Raw genomic sequence first — 14687 nt, 5'->3', positions numbered from 1 at the left:
TGACAGAGCCCGTCGTGTCAACTCCAGTTGACGAACGGGTTCCACTCGCTCCTACTTGACAGCGCTATAGCTAGCCGTTATCCATTAACGATCTAGACGAAGGACGTGCTTGGTGCAGGACGTGGTGCTGGCCATGCTGGCCAAGGAGCCGGCGCACGGATACGAGCTGCGTAGCCGGCTGCGTGCCGCGCTCGGCCCGCTGGGCGAGGCGATGAACGCCGGGCAGATCTACGTGACGCTGACCCGCCTGGGCAAGGCGGGGCTGGTGACCTCGCAGCGGGTCGAGGGCCTGCCGGACCGGCCCGAACGCCGGGTGTACGCGCTGACGCCGACGGGGCAGCAGCGGGTCGCCACCTGGCTGGCCGAGGTGAACTGGCCGAAGCCGGACCTCGCGGAGTTTCACCTCAAGTTGGTGGCTGCCGCGACCGCCCGGCTGGCCGATCCGGTGGCCTTGGTCGACGCGCAGCGGCGTGAGGTGCTGCGGCGGCTGCGCGACGCCCAACGGGCAGCGTTGGACCGGTCGGTGGATCCGGTTGCCGGGCTGCTGCTGGAGGGTGTCGTGTTACGGCTGCGGGCCGACCTGGCATGGCTGGAGGCGTGTGAACGCGTGTGGGCTGAGTGTGATCCGACCAGGCGGAAGGCGGGGGCGTGACCGGGTCGACGGTGTTGCAGGCGCGCGGGCTGAGCATGCGGTACGGCGGCGAGCGAGCGCTGGTCCGGGCGGTCGACGAGGTCGATCTGGACGTGCCGGCCGGACAGTCGCTGGCGGTGATGGGGCCCAGCGGCTGCGGCAAGTCGACCCTGCTGTACCTGCTCGGCGGGCTGCAACGCCCGACCGACGGGCAGGTGTGGCTCGCCGACCGTCGCATCGACACGATGAGCGAACGCGCTCTGGCCCGGCTGCGGCGTGACAACCTCGGGTTCGTCTTCCAGTCGTTCCAGCTCATGGACGAGCTCACCGCGGTGGAGAATGTGGAGCTGGCCGCGCTGCTGGCTGGCCAGTCACCGGGGCGGGCCCGCAAACGGGCGATGTACCTGCTGGACCGGGTGGGGCTGGCCGACCGCGCCAGGCACCTGCCCTCGGCGCTGTCCGGAGGGCAGCGCCAGCGGGTCGCCATCGCCCGCGCCTTGAGCAACGAGCCGCTGGTCGTGCTGGCTGACGAACCCACCGGCAACCTGGACAGCGCCGCCACCCTGGACGTGCTGCGGCTGTTCGAGGAGCTGCGCACCGCAGGACAGACCCTGGTGGTGGTTACCCATGACCCCCGCATCGCAGCGGTCGCCGACCGGGTGATCGCCATGCGTGACGGCGCGTTCGTCGACGACAACCGGCTTGCCGGCTCCGCCACCGGCACCCTCTACGACGGGCGGCGCTGAGATGGCCGGCCGCCTCCTGCTCGTCTGCCGGCTGCTGATGCGGGACCTGCGCCGCCGCCGAACCGAAACCATCCTGCTCCTGACCGCGATCACCGCCGCCACCGCCACACTGACCATCGGCCTCACCCTCAACGAAGTCGCCGACCGGCCGTACCACCAGACCCGGGCCGCCACCGCCGGCCCAGACGTGATCGTGACACCCCGGGCCACCGGTCAGGCGGCACTGGACGAGCTCGCATCGCTGACCACCGGGGCCGGCGTCACCGATCACAGCGGCCCCTTCCCGATCGCCTACCTGACGATGACAGCCCGCGGCAAGTCCGCGCACACAGTGGTAGCGGGCCGGGACGCCACACCCGCGTCGATCGACCGACCAGCCGTGACCGACGGCACCTGGGTACGCCGCGGGGGCGTAGTCGTCGAGCGCGCCTTCGCCGATGCCCTCGGCATCCGCACCGGCGACACCGTCGACATCGGCGGCCATCTGTTGCGCGTGCTCGGGACAGCGGTCACCGCCGCGAGAGCGACGTACCCCTACGCCGGGTGGCACTACCCCGGCAGCGTCCTGGTCGAGCGCGGCGGCCTGGTCTGGGTCGACCAGAGCGACATCGCCACGCTCGCAGGCGGTCAGCCGCTGTCGTACACCCTCAACCTCAGACTCGCCGACCCGGCGGCCAGCAGCACGTACCCCATCGGCGACCAACTGACCACCTGGCAGGCGATCAGCTACCTCAACGGTCGGCTGTACAGCGACGCGCAGATCGCTCTGCTAGTCGGCAGCTGGCTACTCAACGGCCTTGCGCTGGCCGGCGTCGCCGGCATCGTCGCGGGCCGGATCATCGGCCAGCGTCGCCGAGTGGGGCTACTCAAGGCCGTCGGCGCCGGACCGGTCATGATCGCCACCGTCCACCTCGCCGAGTATCTGGCGATCGGGCTTGCCGCCGCAGCGACGGGCCTCGTCACGGGCTGGCTCGCCGCACCCGCGCTGATCCGCCCCAGCGCCGGACTCATCGGCTCCGTCAACGCCCAACCACCTGCGCTGCGCATGGTGGTCGCCGTCACGGTCCTTGCCCTCGCGATCGCTGTGGCGGCGACCGTGGTGCCGGTGTTGCGCGCGGCAGCTACCAGCACCGTTCACGCGCTTGCCGACGCCGCAACGCCACCGCGCCGCCGGCGGTGGCGCATCTGGCTGTCGCGGCGGCTGCCCACCGCCCTGCTGATCGGGGTGCGTATCAACGCGCGCCGGCCGCGCCGCGCCCGGCTGGTCACCGTCAACACCCTGATCACCACGACCACCCTCGTCGGCATTTTCATGGTCAACTCCCAGGCTGTGCACTTCGACCTCGGCTACACCGAACTCGCCAATCCCCGGGTGGAACGGGGCGAGCAGGCCACGCTCGTGCTGACCGTCGTGCTGTGCGTCCTTGCGCTCATCAACGCCGTCGTGAGCGCCTGGACCGCAGTCCTCGACGCCCGGCAGCCACTGGCCGTCGCGCGGACGCTCGGTGCGACGCCCGCGCAGGCCGGCCTGGGCCTGGCGGTGGCGCAACTACTTCCCGCCATCCCCGGCGTCGCCGTGGGGATCCCGGCCGGCGTCGGGCTTGTCGCGTTCGTCAGCACCGGTGAGGTCCAGTACCCACCCCACTCCTCGCTGCTCGCCACCGCGCTCGGAGTCCTGCTCGCCATCGCCGCGCTCACCGCCATCCCCGCGATGGTCGCCGCCCGGCGACCGGTCGTGGACACCCTCAGGTCCGCACCGACCTGACCCCCGAGGCAACCGATCCCGCCCGCCATCGTGCTCACCCGACTACCCTCGGTCGGGGACAGCGCGGTCGTGCCGGGCGCGACGCCCGGGAGGTGATGTCGATGGCCGTACCCGCCGACGCGGCGGTGCTGGTCGGCCTCGGGTCGACCCTCGACCTCCCGGTCGTCGAACAGGCCGCGCAGGAGGCCGCCGGGCATCGGCGGGCACTGCACCTGCTGCACACCTTCGACTGGCAGGCGGCCTTCGCCGCCGACACCGTCGCCGCACCTCGCGACGAGGCCGAAAAGTTGATCACCGCGGCGGCTCAGCTCGCGCACCAGACCGAGCCGGAGCTCACCGTCCGCAGCGAGATCGTCGAGAGCGCCATGCTGCCCACCCTGATCCGCCGCTCGGAGACGGCCTTCCTGCTGGCCGTCGGCGACAGCGGGATGGCCGGCAGCTGTCAGTGCGTGCCGGCCGAGACCCCCGCCGTGCAGTTGGCCGCCCGGGCCGGCTGCCCCCTTCTCGTGGTACGCCGCGAGCCACCGCCGCAGGGCCCGGTGCTGGTCGGGGTGGACGGCTCCCCCAGCTCCCACCTCGCGCTGCAATGGGCCCTGCAGTGCGCGGCCCGCCGGGACGGCCGACTGTTGGCGCTGCGCGCGGTGGAGTACGACGAGGACACCGACGCGGTGGCCGAACAGCTCAACGAGGCGCTGACCCAGCACGTCGGCAGCCACGGCTCGGTGCCCGTCGAGTGCCGTGTCGTGCGAGGTGATCCCGCCGAGGTCCTGATCGACGCCTCCCGGTCGGCGCAGGTGGCGCTCGTCGCCGCCCGTGGCGACGAACCGGGCCGAGCCATGTTGGGCGCTGTCGCCCAGTCCCTGCTCTACCACTCACCGGCACCGGTCGTCGTCGTCCGCGGCCTTGCCGACAAGCCGCTCACCGGGCCCGACGCCCACCCGAAGCGGGACCAACGGCCCTGACCCCGGGCGTCCGCGGCGGCGAGGCTGAGGCCCGGAAGCTCCCTACTGCGAGAGGCAGCATCATGGATACCGCTCTCGACACGCACCGCGTTCTGACCGACGAGGAACTGCGCCGGCTGGACGCCTACTGGCGAGCGGCGAACTACCTGACCGTCGGGCAGATCTACCTGCTCGACAACCCGCTGCTGCGCGAGCCGCTGACCGCCGACGACATCAAACCCCGGCTGCTCGGGCACTGGGGCACCAGCCCCGGCCTCAACCTGATCTACGCCCACCTCAACCGGGTGATCGTGGCGCGCGACCTGAACGCCATGCTGGTCACCGGCCCCGGCCACGGCGGCCCGGCGATCGTTGCCAACACCTGGTTGGAGGGCACCTGGTCGGAGCGGTACCACGACGTGGCGCGCGACGAGGCCGGGATGTCCCGGCTGTTCCGCCAGTTCTCCTTCCCGGGCGGCATCCCCAGCCACGTCGCGGCGGACGTGCCGGGTTCGATCCACGAGGGCGGCGAGCTGGGGTACGCGCTGAGCCACGCCTACGGAGCGGCGTTCGACCACCCGGACCTGGTGGTGGCCTGCGTGATCGGCGACGGTGAGGCGGAGACCGGGCCGTTGGCCGGAAGTTGGCTCTCCAACGTGTTCCTCAACCCGGCGCGCGACGGCGCGGTGCTGCCCATCCTGCACCTCAACGGTTACAAGATCGCCAACCCGACCGTGCTGGCCCGGATCCCCGAGGCCGACCTGCTCGACCTCCTGCGCGGGTCCGGCTACCAGCCGTACGTGGTGGCCGGTGACGACCCCGCCCAGGTGCACCGCATCCTCGCCGCGACGATGGACCGCGCGCTGGACGAGATCGCCGAGATCCAGCGGCGAGCCCGCTCCCAGGGCGTCGTCGAACGCCCCCGCTGGCCGATGATCGTCCTGCGGACGCCGAAGGGTTGGACCGGCCCACGTGAGGTCGACGGCGCCCAGGTCGAAGGCACCTTCCACGCCCACCAGGTGCCGCTGGCGGGCGTCCGCGACAACCCCGCCCACCTGGCCGAACTGGAGCGGTGGCTGCGCAGCTACCGACCGGAGGAGTTGTTCGACGCGACCGGCGCGCCGGTCGACGAGGTGCGGACGCTGCCGCCGCGCGGGGACCGGCGGATGAGCGCCAACCCGGTCACCAACGGCGGCGTGGTGCTGCGCGACCTGACCCTGCCGGACTTCCGCGACTACGCGGTGGAGGTCCCCGAACCGGGTCAGCCGATGGCCGGTGCCACCGGTGCGCTCGGGCCGTGGATCCGTGACGTCATCAGCGCCAACCCGCAGACGTTCCGGCTGTTCGGCCCGGACGAGGTCGCCTCCAACCGGCTGGGTGCCGCGTTCGAGGTGACCGACCGTGCGTGGGTGGCCGCCACGGTGCCCGGCGACGACCACCTCTCCCCCGACGGCCGGGTCATGGAGGTGCTCTCCGAGCACCTGTGCCAGGGCTGGTTGGAGGGCTACCTCCTCACCGGCCGGCACGGTGTGTTCACCAGCTACGAGGCATTCATCCACATCGTCGACTCGATGCTCAACCAGCACGCCAAGTGGCTGAAGGTGACCCGGGCCATCCCCTGGCGGCAGCCGATCGCCTCGCTGAACTACCTGCTGTCCAGCCACGTGTGGCGTCAGGACCACAACGGCTTCTCCCACCAGGACCCGGGCTTCATCGACCACGTGGTCAACAAGAAAGCCGAAGTGGTGAGGGTTTACCTGCCGCCGGACGCCAACACCCTGCTCGCCACGATGGACCACTGCCTGCGCAGCCGGCACTACATCAACGTGGTCGTCGCCGGTAAGCAGCCCGCGCCGAACTGGCTGACGATGACCGAGGCGATCCAGCACACCCGACGCGGCCTCGGCATCTGGGAGTGGGCCAGCAACGACGGCGGCAGCGAGCCGGACGTGGTGCTCGCCTGCTGCGGTGACGTGCCCACCCTGGAGGCTCTGGCCGCCGTCGAACTGCTGCGTCAGCACCTCCCGGATCTGAGGGTGCGACTGGTCAACGTGGTCGACCTGATGCGACTCCAACCGGACACCGAGCACCCGCACGGCCTGACCGACAAGGAGTTCGACACCATCTTCACCGCGGACCGGCCGGTCATCTTCGCGTACCACGGATACCCGTGGCTGATCCACCGACTCACCTACCGCCGCACCAACCACGAGAACCTGCACGTGCGCGGCTACAAGGAGGAGGGCACCACCACCACCCCGTTCGACATGGTGATGCTCAACGACCTGGACCGCTTCCACCTGGTCATCGACGTCATCGACCGGGTGCCCGGCCTGGCCGCCCGCGCCGCGCACCTGCGCCAGCAGATGGTCGACGCCCGGCAGGCGGCCCGCGACTACACCCGCCAGTACGGCGAGGACGACCCCCAGGTCGCCGAGTGGCGCTGGGTCCGCGAAACCGACCCGACCAACCCCTGAAGGAGGACGACGTGCGCGACGCGGAGATCCTGGTCGGCTACGACGGCTCCACCGATGCGTCGGTGGCCCTCGACTGGGCGCTGGAGGAGGCTCGGCACAGCGGCCGACCGGTGCGACTGGCGTACGTCTTCGAATGGCTGACGGTCGCCGGCTGGGTCGGTCCGGGTGTGGCACCCGGGGTCTGGCCCGACGACACCGCCCGCCGGCAGGTCGACGACCTGGTCCGCACGGCGGCGGCCGACGCCGCCACCGCGAACCCCGGCCTGACGGTCACCGGCGAGGTGTACGACGGGCCGCCGGCCCTGGTGTTGCAGGAACGCTCAGCGGAGGCGGGCCTGCTGGTGCTCGGCAGTCGGGGGCACGGTGGCTTCGGTGGTCTGCTGGCCGGGTCGACGGCGGTGTCGGTCGCGGCGCACGCGCACTGCCCGGTCGTGGTGGTCCGGGACGGGACGGCCGGCGGGCCGGACGGCCCGGTGGCGGTCGGCGTGGACGGCTCGGACGCGTCGCTGGTGGCGCTCGGTTTCGCGGCCGAACGGGCCGCGCAACGGCGGGTGCCCCTGCGTGTGCTGCACGCCTGGACGCCCGGCCCCGGCGGAGCCGCCGGGGTCCCCGACGAGCGGGCGTCGGTCGAGGCGGCGCTGGAGCCGTGGCGGCGGACGTTCGCCGAACTGGACATCACCGTCGACCTCGTCGGGGGCAGCCCGGCGTCGATGCTGATCGAGGCGAGCCGCGACGCGCGGCTGGTGGTGGTCGGCAGTCGGGGCCGGGGCGGGTTGGCCGGAATGCTGCTCGGCTCGGTGAGCCAGCAACTGATCCAGCACTCCCACTGCCCGGTCGCCGTGGTTCGCGAACGCTGAGCCGCACAGGGTCGCCCGCGTCGAGCGCGGCCCGGGTCAGCGCCGCTCCGGCACCGGTTCGGCCGGGTCGAGGGTGAAGAACTCCTCCTCTTCCTGCGCCAGGTGCAGGCGCAGCACGGCGTCCAGCCCGTACAGGGTCGCGAGCAGGTCGGGAACCTGGTCCGGGCGAAGCCGCCCGTCGTCGGTCTGCCCCAGCTGCACGCCGAGCAGGTCGACCTGACGGCGGATCTCCACGTGCGCGCGGCTCATCGTGGAGGTCGCCTCGCCGCCGCCCAGCGGCTCGGCCAGTGCGGGGTAGAGCTCTCGATCCTCGGCGGCCTCGTGCGGAAGCACCTGCTCGGTCAGCCGGCGGTGCGTCTCGCGTACCGCCGGCAGGCACCTCGACGAAGCCGGGTCGGTGGCGACCAGGTCGGCGGTGTCGCGCAGCCCGGCCAGCACACCGCGTACGGCCTGGTGTTCCCGGGCGGCGCGGGCGAGCAGTTCCCGGGTACGCGGTGCGACAGCGCGACGGCGCAATCCACCCCGCAGGGCCCGCAACGCGTTGAGGATGACCAGCACGTCGATGCCCTCCTGAAGGAACGCGCCGGCCACCGGGGGGAGCCGACCGGCCGCCGCCACGAGCATCGCCAGCACGGCCAGCCCCATTCCGACGGTGGCGCTCTGCACGGCGATCCGGCGGGCGTACCGGGCGATCTCCACGGCGTCGGCGAGCCGGTCCAGCCGGTCCACGGTGAGCACCGCGTCCGCCACGTCCGCCGAGGCGGTCGCCCCGGTGGCACCCATCGCCACACCCACGTGCGCCTCGGCCAGTGCCGGCGCATCGTTCACCCCGTCGCCGACCATGACGGTGACCGCCCGGGCGGCCTCCTCCCGCACCCGGGCCACCTTCTCCTGCGGTGTGCAGCGGGCCAGGACGTCGTCCACGCCGACGGTTGCGGCGACCTGCCCGGCGGTTGCCGGACGGTCGCCGGTGACCAGCACGATCCGCCGCAGCCCCGCCGCTCGCAGCCGGCGCACGGTCCGGCGGGCGTCGGGGCGTACCGGGTCCTCCAGCAGGATCGCGCCGAGCACCCCGCCGTCGTCACTGACCCACACCGCCGACCAGCCGGCCAGCTCAGTGCGGGCCCGCGCCCGGTCCGCCCACTCCGGCAGCTCGTCCGCGAACTGACCGACACTGACCAACCGGCCGTCCACACGGCCGCTGACCCCTCGGCCCGGTTCCTCGGTCACGTCGGTCGGCTCGGACAGCGCCAGCCCGCGCTCCCGGGCCTGCCGGACCAGCGCGGCGGCCAGCACGTGCGGGGAAAGCTGTTCCACCGAGGCCGCCAGCCGTAACACCTCGTCCCGGTCGCCGCCCGGGGCGACCACCGTCTCGGCGGCACGCGGGTGGCCGGCGGTGAGCGTGCCGGTCTTGTCCACCAGCAGGGTTCGGGCCCGCCCGAGCAGTTCCAGCGAGCCTCCGTCGCGGACCAGCACACCACGCCGGGCCACCCGGGACAGCCCGGAGACGATGGCGATGGGGGTGGCCAGCAGCAGCGGACAGGGGGTGGCCACCACCAGCACCGCGACCGCCCGGACCACGTCGCCGGAGAGCAGCCACGCCAGCCCGGCCAGGACCAGCGTGAACGGCACGAACGCGGCGGCGTACCGGTCGGCCAGCCGGACCATCGGGGCCTTGTGCGCGGTCGCCTCCTCGGCCAGCCGCACGATCCCGGCGTACGTGCTCTGCGCCGCGGTCCTCACCGCCCGCATCCCGAACGCGGCACCCGCGTTCACCACGCCGCTGGCCACCGACTCCCCGGCCGCCCGCTGGACCAGCCGAGACTCGCCGGTCACCACCGACTCGTCCAGGGTGGCCGCCTCATCGACGGTCCCGTCGACCGGCACCACGTCGCCCGGCCCCACGAGCAGCCGGTCCGCCGCCTCCACCCGATCCAGCGGCACCACCTCGATCGCGCCGTCCGGCCCGCGTCGGCGGGCGGTACGCGGGGCCCGGGCCAGCAGCGCCCGCAGGTCCCGGGTAGCGCGGCGCTGCGCGTACGCCTCCAGCGACCGTCCGGTCGCCAGCATCACCGCGATCACCGCACCGGCCAGGTACTCCCCGACCGCGAGCGCGCCGGCCAGGGCCAGCACGGCGATCACGTCGACGCCGAAGTGCCGGTGCCACAAGGAGCGCAGCATCGACCATGCGGCGGGGAGCAGCGCGGCCACCGTGACGGCCGCCCAGATCACCTCGGCCGCGTCCCGCTGCCCGGCGACCCGCAGTGCGGCACCGGCGACTACCGCGACGCCGAGCCCGACGAGCGGCGTCCACGCCCACCACCGCCGGACGCGGCGGCGCGCCGGCTGCTGGTCGACGCACTCGGTCGACTCCGCTGCCATGTGCGCATCGTCGCAGCCCACAGTGTCACATCGACCGGATACCGCCCGATTCGCCCGCCGCCTGGCGGCCGGGCGCGGGCTGGTGGGCGGTGCGCTGGCGGCCCGGCGGTATGGGCCGACCGGGGTGCGGTCAGCCCGTCGCCGACGTGCGCCGGTCCCGGGTGGGCGGGACGACCCGGGGCGACGGGACTACAGCCCCTGCCTCACCACGCCCGATGCCGCGACGATGGAACGGCAACCCACCCGCGCGGCACCGCGTCGTGAGGCACGATGAGCAGAGACGGAAAGGTCGTGACCATGAGTCAGGAGAGCCAGCCGGCCACCGCGTTGGCGGAGGCCGCCGCCACCGCCGGCCATGCCCCCTCGGTGCACAACACCCAGCCGTGGCGCTGGCGGGTGCTGCCCGACGCGCTGGAACTTCGCTCCGTCGCCGACCGGCAGCTCGCCGCCTCCGACCCGGAGGGCCGGCTGCTCGCGGTCAGCTGCGGCGCCGCCCTGCACCACGCCCGGGTGGCGCTGGCCGCGCAGGGATGGCGTGCCGTGGTGCAACGGCGGCCCGACCCGGACGACGGTGAGCTGCTGGCCCGGTTGACCGACCTCAGCCGCGTCCCGGCCGACCCGGACGCCATGCGGCTCGTGCAGTGCATGCGGGTACGGCACACCGACCGGCGGCCGGTCAGCGACGAGCCGGTGCCGACCTCCGCGATCGACCAGATCACCCGCGCGGTTACCGGCGAGGGCTGCCGGTTGCAGATCCTCAACCGCGACCAGGTGCTGGAGCTGGCCTCCGCCGCCGGACAGGCCCACGCTGTCGAGGCGGAAGATCCAGAGTTGCGCGCCGAACTGGCGTACTGGACGTACCGGGCCGGCGCCGGCACCGGGCTGACGGCGGAGGTGCTGCCCGAGCAGCCCGCGCAGACCACGGTGCCGGGCCGCGACTTCGGCCGCTCCGGCAGCCTGCCCATCGGCCCCGGGCACGACCAGGCGGCGGCGTACGCGATGCTGCACGGCGACGAGGACGTACCGGACAGTTGGCTGCGCGCGGGCGAGGCCCTGTCCGCCGGATGGCTCACCGCCACCCGCCTCGGCGTGTCGATGGTGCCGCTCAGCGCCGTGGTGGAGGTGCCGGGCACCCGGCAGACCCTGCGTCAGGTGCTCTCCGGGATCGGCTTCCCGTACCTGGTGCTCCGGTTGGGCATCGCGGACCCGGCGCACGCGGGGCCACCGCACACCCCGCGGCTGACCGCCGCGCAGGTGGTCGACACCTCCGCCGTCCGCTGAGGGGCTCTGCCGGCGAGGTCACCGGCGCTACCATCCCCGGGTGACCAGCAGCGTGCCGCCGCCTCGTCAGGAGCCCTCGGCGACCCCGTCGCTCGGCTTGAGCCCACTGTCCCGGGTCCACCTCGACGAGTTGCTCCAGGAGATGCTGGACCGGGTCGGTGAGGTCGTTACCAGCCGGGAGCGGTTGCGGGCCCTGCTCGACGCGGTGGTCGGCATCGGCAGCAACCTCGATCTGCGCACCACCCTGCAACGCATCATCGGGTCCGCCTGCGACCTGGTCGGGGCGCGGTACGGCGCCCTGGGCATCCTCGGCCCGGACCGGCTGCTGCACGACTTCATCGTGCACGGCATCACCCCGGAGCAGCACGCGAAGATCGGCGACCTGCCACACGGGCGGGGAGTGCTCGGTCTGCTCATCGACGAGCCGCGACCGCTGCGGATGCCGGACATCACCCAGCACCCCCGCTCCTACGGTTTCCCCGCCAACCACCCGCCGATGCACAGCTTCCTGGGGGTGCCGGTGCGCATCCGCGACCAGGTGTTCGGCAACCTCTACCTGGCCGAGAAGCAGGGCGGCGCGCAGTTCACCGACGACGACGAGGAGATCGTCGTCGCGCTCGCCGCCGCCGCCGGCGTGGCCATCGAGAACGCCCGCCTCTACGCGCTGGCGCACCGGCGGGAACGGTGGCTCGCCGCCACCGCCGAGATCACCTCGGTGCTGCTCGGCGAGGTACGCCGTACCGACGCGTTGGCACTTGTCGCCCGCCGAGCCCGGGAGGTCGCCGAGGCCGAGCTGGCGCTCGTGCTGCTCTACGACGCCGACCTCGCGCAGTTCACCGTCGAGGTGGTCGACGGTGCCGACGCGCAGGCCCAGGCACTGGTCGGCACGGTCCTGCCGGTGGCCGACACCAGCTTCGGCGCGGCGGTCGCCGAGGGTCGCCACGACCGGGTGGACGACCTGGCGCACGCCGCGCCGTGGCCGGCCCTGCTGCGCACCGGGCCGGCGGTGATCTCACCGCTGGCGACCGCCGAGACGCTGCACGGCGTTCTGGTCGTGGCACACCGCCCGGATCGCGGCGCGGTCAGCAGCGAGGACGACGTGGCCCTGCTGGGCAGCTTCGCCGGTCAGGCGGCGCTGGCCATGGAACGGGCCCGCGGTCAGGAGGAACGGGAGCTGCTGGTGGTCCTGGAGGACCGCGAACGGATCGCCCGCGACCTGCACGACGTGGTGATCCAGCGGCTCTTCGCCACCGGCCTGCAACTACAGAGCGCCGCGCCGATGATGGGCCGACCGGAGGTGGCCAAGCGGATCAACACGGCCGTCGACGATCTGGACGCCACGATCCGGGACATCCGCCGGACGATCTTCGAGCTGCGGACGCCGATGACCGCCGCGCTGCGTACCGAGATCCGTGAGGCGATCGAGCTGGCCGCCGAGTCGTTGGGCTTCAAACCGCACCTGGAGGTGAACGGCCCGCTGGACAGCGCCGTGCCGGACGCCATCCGCCCGGACCTCACCGCGGTGCTGCGCGAGGCGTTGTCCAACACGGTCCGTCACGCGCAGGCCACCCGGGTGGCCGTCGCCGTACGCGTCGACGCCGGGCGGGTGAGCGTGACGGTCACCGACGACGGGGTGGGCTGTGACCCGGCCGCCGCCCGGGGTGGGCTGGTCAACCTGCGTGAACGCGCCGAGGGGCACGGCGGCACCTTCACCATCCGCCCGGTCGAGCCGCACGGCACCGAGGTGATCTGGTCCGTGCCGCTGCGCGACTGAGCGACCCGGGTCAGGGGGTCTTGCCGAGCAGGCGGGTGGCCAGGACGGCGGCCTGGGTGCGACGCTCCAAGCCCAGTTTGGCCAGCACGCTGGACATGTAGTTCTTCACCGTCTTCTCCGCCAGGAACATCTTGGCCGCGATCTCCCGGTTGGTGAGCCCTTCCGCCACGTACTCCAGGATCCGTCGCTCCTGCTCGGTGAGTGACCTCAGCTCGCGTGGCTGCTCGACCCCGTTGCGGATGCGCTCCAACACCCGGGTGGTGATCGCCGGGTCGAGCAGCGACTGCCCGGCCGCCACCCGTCGCACCGCGTCGACCAGGTCGGTGCCCCGGATCTGCTTGAGCACGTATCCGGCGGCGCCCGCCATGATCGCGGCGAACAGCGCCTCGTCGTCCTCGTACGAGGTGAGGATCAGGCCCCTGATGGACGAGTCGACGGCGCGGACGTCACGGCACACGTCGATGCCGTTGCCGTCGGGCAGCCGCGCGTCGAGGATCGCCACGTCGGGCCGTAACGCCGGAATGAGGCGCGCCGCCTCCTGCGCGGAGCCGGACTCGCCGACCACCTCGATGTCACCGCCGCTCTGGAGCAGGTCGGCCAGGCCACGGCGGACGACCTCGTGGTCGTCGAGGAGGAAGACGCGGATCATCCTTCGTTTCTACCCCCGTACCCCGTCGCGCCGCACGGGCCGAAGGTCCCGACCGGGTCGAGCCGACGTTCGGGGGCGATCCGGCCCGACCGGTCGGGACGTCCAGCCCTGCTCACCGGCCGACCCGACGGCGCACCGTGGAGGTACGCCAGCCGCAGCGGCACCGTCAGCCGCCGACGCGCCGGGAGAGGAGCACCGCCATGGACATCGGCTACACCGAAGCCCAGCTACGGGCCGCCGCCGTGGACGCGGTCCGGGCACCGTCGTTGCACAACACCCAGCCGTGGCGGCTGCGGCTGCGCGACGGCGGCATCGAGGTGCTCGCCGACCCGACCCGCCGGCTGCCGGCGACCGACCCGAGCGGCTGGGGTGTCCGGCTCGCCTGCGGAGCGGCGCTGTTCAACCTGCGGCTGGCGCTGGCCGTGGCCGGAAACCCGGCGCGGGTACGCCTGCGCCCCGACCCGGCCGAACCGGACCTGCTGGCCCGGCTGGTGCCGGATGCCCCGCGCCGCCCCTCCCCCGCCGAGCAGAGCCTGTACGCGGCCATCCCCCGCCGGTTCAGCAACCGGCTGCCGTTCTGGCCGGACCGGGTGCCGGCCGACGTCCGGTGGCGCCTCGGCGAGGCGGCTCGTGCCGAGCAGTGCTGGTTGGAGTTGCTGATCGGGGTGAGCGCGGTCTCCGCGATCGGCGAGATCGCCCGTAGCGCACACCGGGTGCTGGAGCGGGACCCGGCGTACCGGGCGGAGAGCGAGCGGTGGTCGCGTCGGGAGCCGGCGCCGGACGGCGTACCCGCCTCGGCCGGGGGTCCGCAGGGTGAGCCGCAGGACGTCCTACCGGCGCGCGGCTTCGGTGGGCGCGACCGAGCCCCGGGGCGGGACTTCGAGCCGGAGCCCCTCGTCGGTGTGCTCGGCTCGTTCGGCAACACGGCGGTGGACCAGGTGATCGCCGGCCAGGCCCTGCAACGGTTGCTGCTTGTCGCCACCGACGCCGGGCTCAGCGTGTCGATGCTCTCCCAACCGATCGAGGTGCCGACGGCGCGGGAGCAGCTGCGGCTGTCGTTGGGGCGGTTCGGCACGCCACAGATGGTGCTGCGGATCGGGTACGGCCAACCGGGCCGACCGACCCCCCGACGCAGCGTCGACGAGGTGCTGGACCTGCCGGTGGTGCCGGCCTGAACGGCGAAC

Annotated in this window: 11 protein-coding genes; 9 read left to right on the top strand and 2 right to left on the bottom strand. The window is 73.1% G+C overall.

The window, feature by feature from the left end; all coding sequences use genetic code 11:
* The first annotated feature begins 112 nt into the window (after positions 1–112).
* The 6 genes from O7631_RS13810 to O7631_RS13785 all read left to right on the top strand — a co-directional run bounded on the left by O7631_RS13810 (position 113) and on the right by O7631_RS13785 (position 7417).
* Positions 113–652, top strand: coding sequence for a PadR family transcriptional regulator (locus O7631_RS13810; RefSeq protein WP_269680359.1), 540 nt, complete (start codon positions 113–115; stop codon positions 650–652).
* Positions 649–1377, top strand: a complete 729-nt coding sequence (locus O7631_RS13805) for an ABC transporter ATP-binding protein (RefSeq protein ID WP_269680360.1) — start codon at positions 649–651, stop codon at positions 1375–1377. The genes O7631_RS13810 and O7631_RS13805 overlap by 4 nt, the downstream gene beginning before the upstream one ends.
* Position 1378: 1 nt before the next feature.
* Positions 1379–3142, top strand: a complete 1764-nt coding sequence (locus O7631_RS13800) for an FtsX-like permease family protein (RefSeq protein ID WP_278144574.1) — start codon at positions 1379–1381, stop codon at positions 3140–3142.
* Between the two features lie 101 nt (positions 3143–3243).
* Positions 3244–4104 carry a universal stress protein gene (locus tag O7631_RS13795; protein ID WP_278144573.1) on the top strand — a complete coding sequence of 287 codons (861 nt, stop codon included), beginning with the start codon at positions 3244–3246 and terminating at the stop codon, positions 4102–4104.
* Positions 4105–4166: 62 nt separating this feature from the next.
* Positions 4167–6560, top strand: a complete 2394-nt coding sequence (locus tag O7631_RS13790; RefSeq protein ID WP_278144572.1) for a phosphoketolase family protein — start codon at positions 4167–4169, stop codon at positions 6558–6560.
* Between the two features lie 11 nt (positions 6561–6571).
* Positions 6572–7417: a universal stress protein gene (locus O7631_RS13785; protein ID WP_278144571.1), complete on the top strand. Its 846-nt coding sequence runs from the start codon at positions 6572–6574 to the stop codon at positions 7415–7417.
* A 36-nt stretch (positions 7418–7453) separates the two neighbouring features.
* Here the strand turns inward: O7631_RS13785 and O7631_RS13775 are convergent, their stop codons facing one another.
* Positions 7454–9799 carry a heavy metal translocating P-type ATPase gene (locus tag O7631_RS13775; RefSeq protein ID WP_347403505.1) on the bottom strand — a complete coding sequence of 782 codons (2346 nt, stop codon included), beginning with the start codon at positions 9797–9799 and terminating at the stop codon, positions 7454–7456.
* A gap of 297 nt (positions 9800–10096) precedes the next feature.
* Between O7631_RS13775 and O7631_RS13770 the strand changes: the two genes are divergently transcribed.
* Positions 10097–11080, top strand: a complete 984-nt coding sequence (locus O7631_RS13770; RefSeq protein WP_278144570.1) for a nitroreductase — start codon at positions 10097–10099, stop codon at positions 11078–11080.
* Between the two features lie 97 nt (positions 11081–11177).
* The gene (locus tag O7631_RS13765; RefSeq protein ID WP_278147931.1) at positions 11178–12854 is read left to right on the top strand and encodes a GAF domain-containing sensor histidine kinase; all 1677 of its coding nucleotides are present in this window, start codon (positions 11178–11180) and stop codon (positions 12852–12854) included.
* 10 nt (positions 12855–12864) lie between these two features.
* Here O7631_RS13765 and O7631_RS13760 read toward each other — a convergent pair whose 3' ends face one another.
* Positions 12865–13503, bottom strand: coding sequence for a response regulator transcription factor (locus O7631_RS13760; RefSeq protein WP_278144569.1), 639 nt, complete (start codon positions 13501–13503; stop codon positions 12865–12867).
* 200 nt (positions 13504–13703) lie between these two features.
* On the opposite strand from O7631_RS13760, the gene O7631_RS13755 reads away from it, so the two are divergent.
* The gene (locus O7631_RS13755; protein ID WP_278144568.1) at positions 13704–14678 is read left to right on the top strand and encodes a nitroreductase; all 975 of its coding nucleotides are present in this window, start codon (positions 13704–13706) and stop codon (positions 14676–14678) included.
* Positions 14679–14687: the final 9 nt, after the last annotated feature.

Origin of the sequence: Micromonospora sp. WMMD967 (genome assembly GCF_029626165.1) — a bacterium.
In the GTDB taxonomy this organism is placed as follows: domain Bacteria; phylum Actinomycetota; class Actinomycetes; order Mycobacteriales; family Micromonosporaceae; genus Micromonospora; species Micromonospora taraxaci.
This window is presented reverse-complemented; position numbering and strand designations above follow the sequence as displayed.

Coding starts and splice junctions, on each gene's coding strand:
- O7631_RS13800 (WP_278144574.1), top strand. CDS start 1,379: ATGGCCGGCCGCCTCCTGCTCGTCTGCCGGCTGCTGATGCGGGACCTG.
- O7631_RS13770 (WP_278144570.1), top strand. CDS start 10,097: ATGAGTCAGGAGAGCCAGCCGGCCACCGCGTTGGCGGAGGCCGCCGCC.
- O7631_RS13755 (WP_278144568.1), top strand. CDS start 13,704: ATGGACATCGGCTACACCGAAGCCCAGCTACGGGCCGCCGCCGTGGAC.
- O7631_RS13795 (WP_278144573.1), top strand. CDS start 3,244: ATGGCCGTACCCGCCGACGCGGCGGTGCTGGTCGGCCTCGGGTCGACC.
- O7631_RS13775 (WP_347403505.1), bottom strand. CDS start 9,799: ATGGCAGCGGAGTCGACCGAGTGCGTCGACCAGCAGCCGGCGCGCCGC.
- O7631_RS13760 (WP_278144569.1), bottom strand. CDS start 13,503: ATGATCCGCGTCTTCCTCCTCGACGACCACGAGGTCGTCCGCCGTGGC.
- O7631_RS13790 (WP_278144572.1), top strand. CDS start 4,167: ATGGATACCGCTCTCGACACGCACCGCGTTCTGACCGACGAGGAACTG.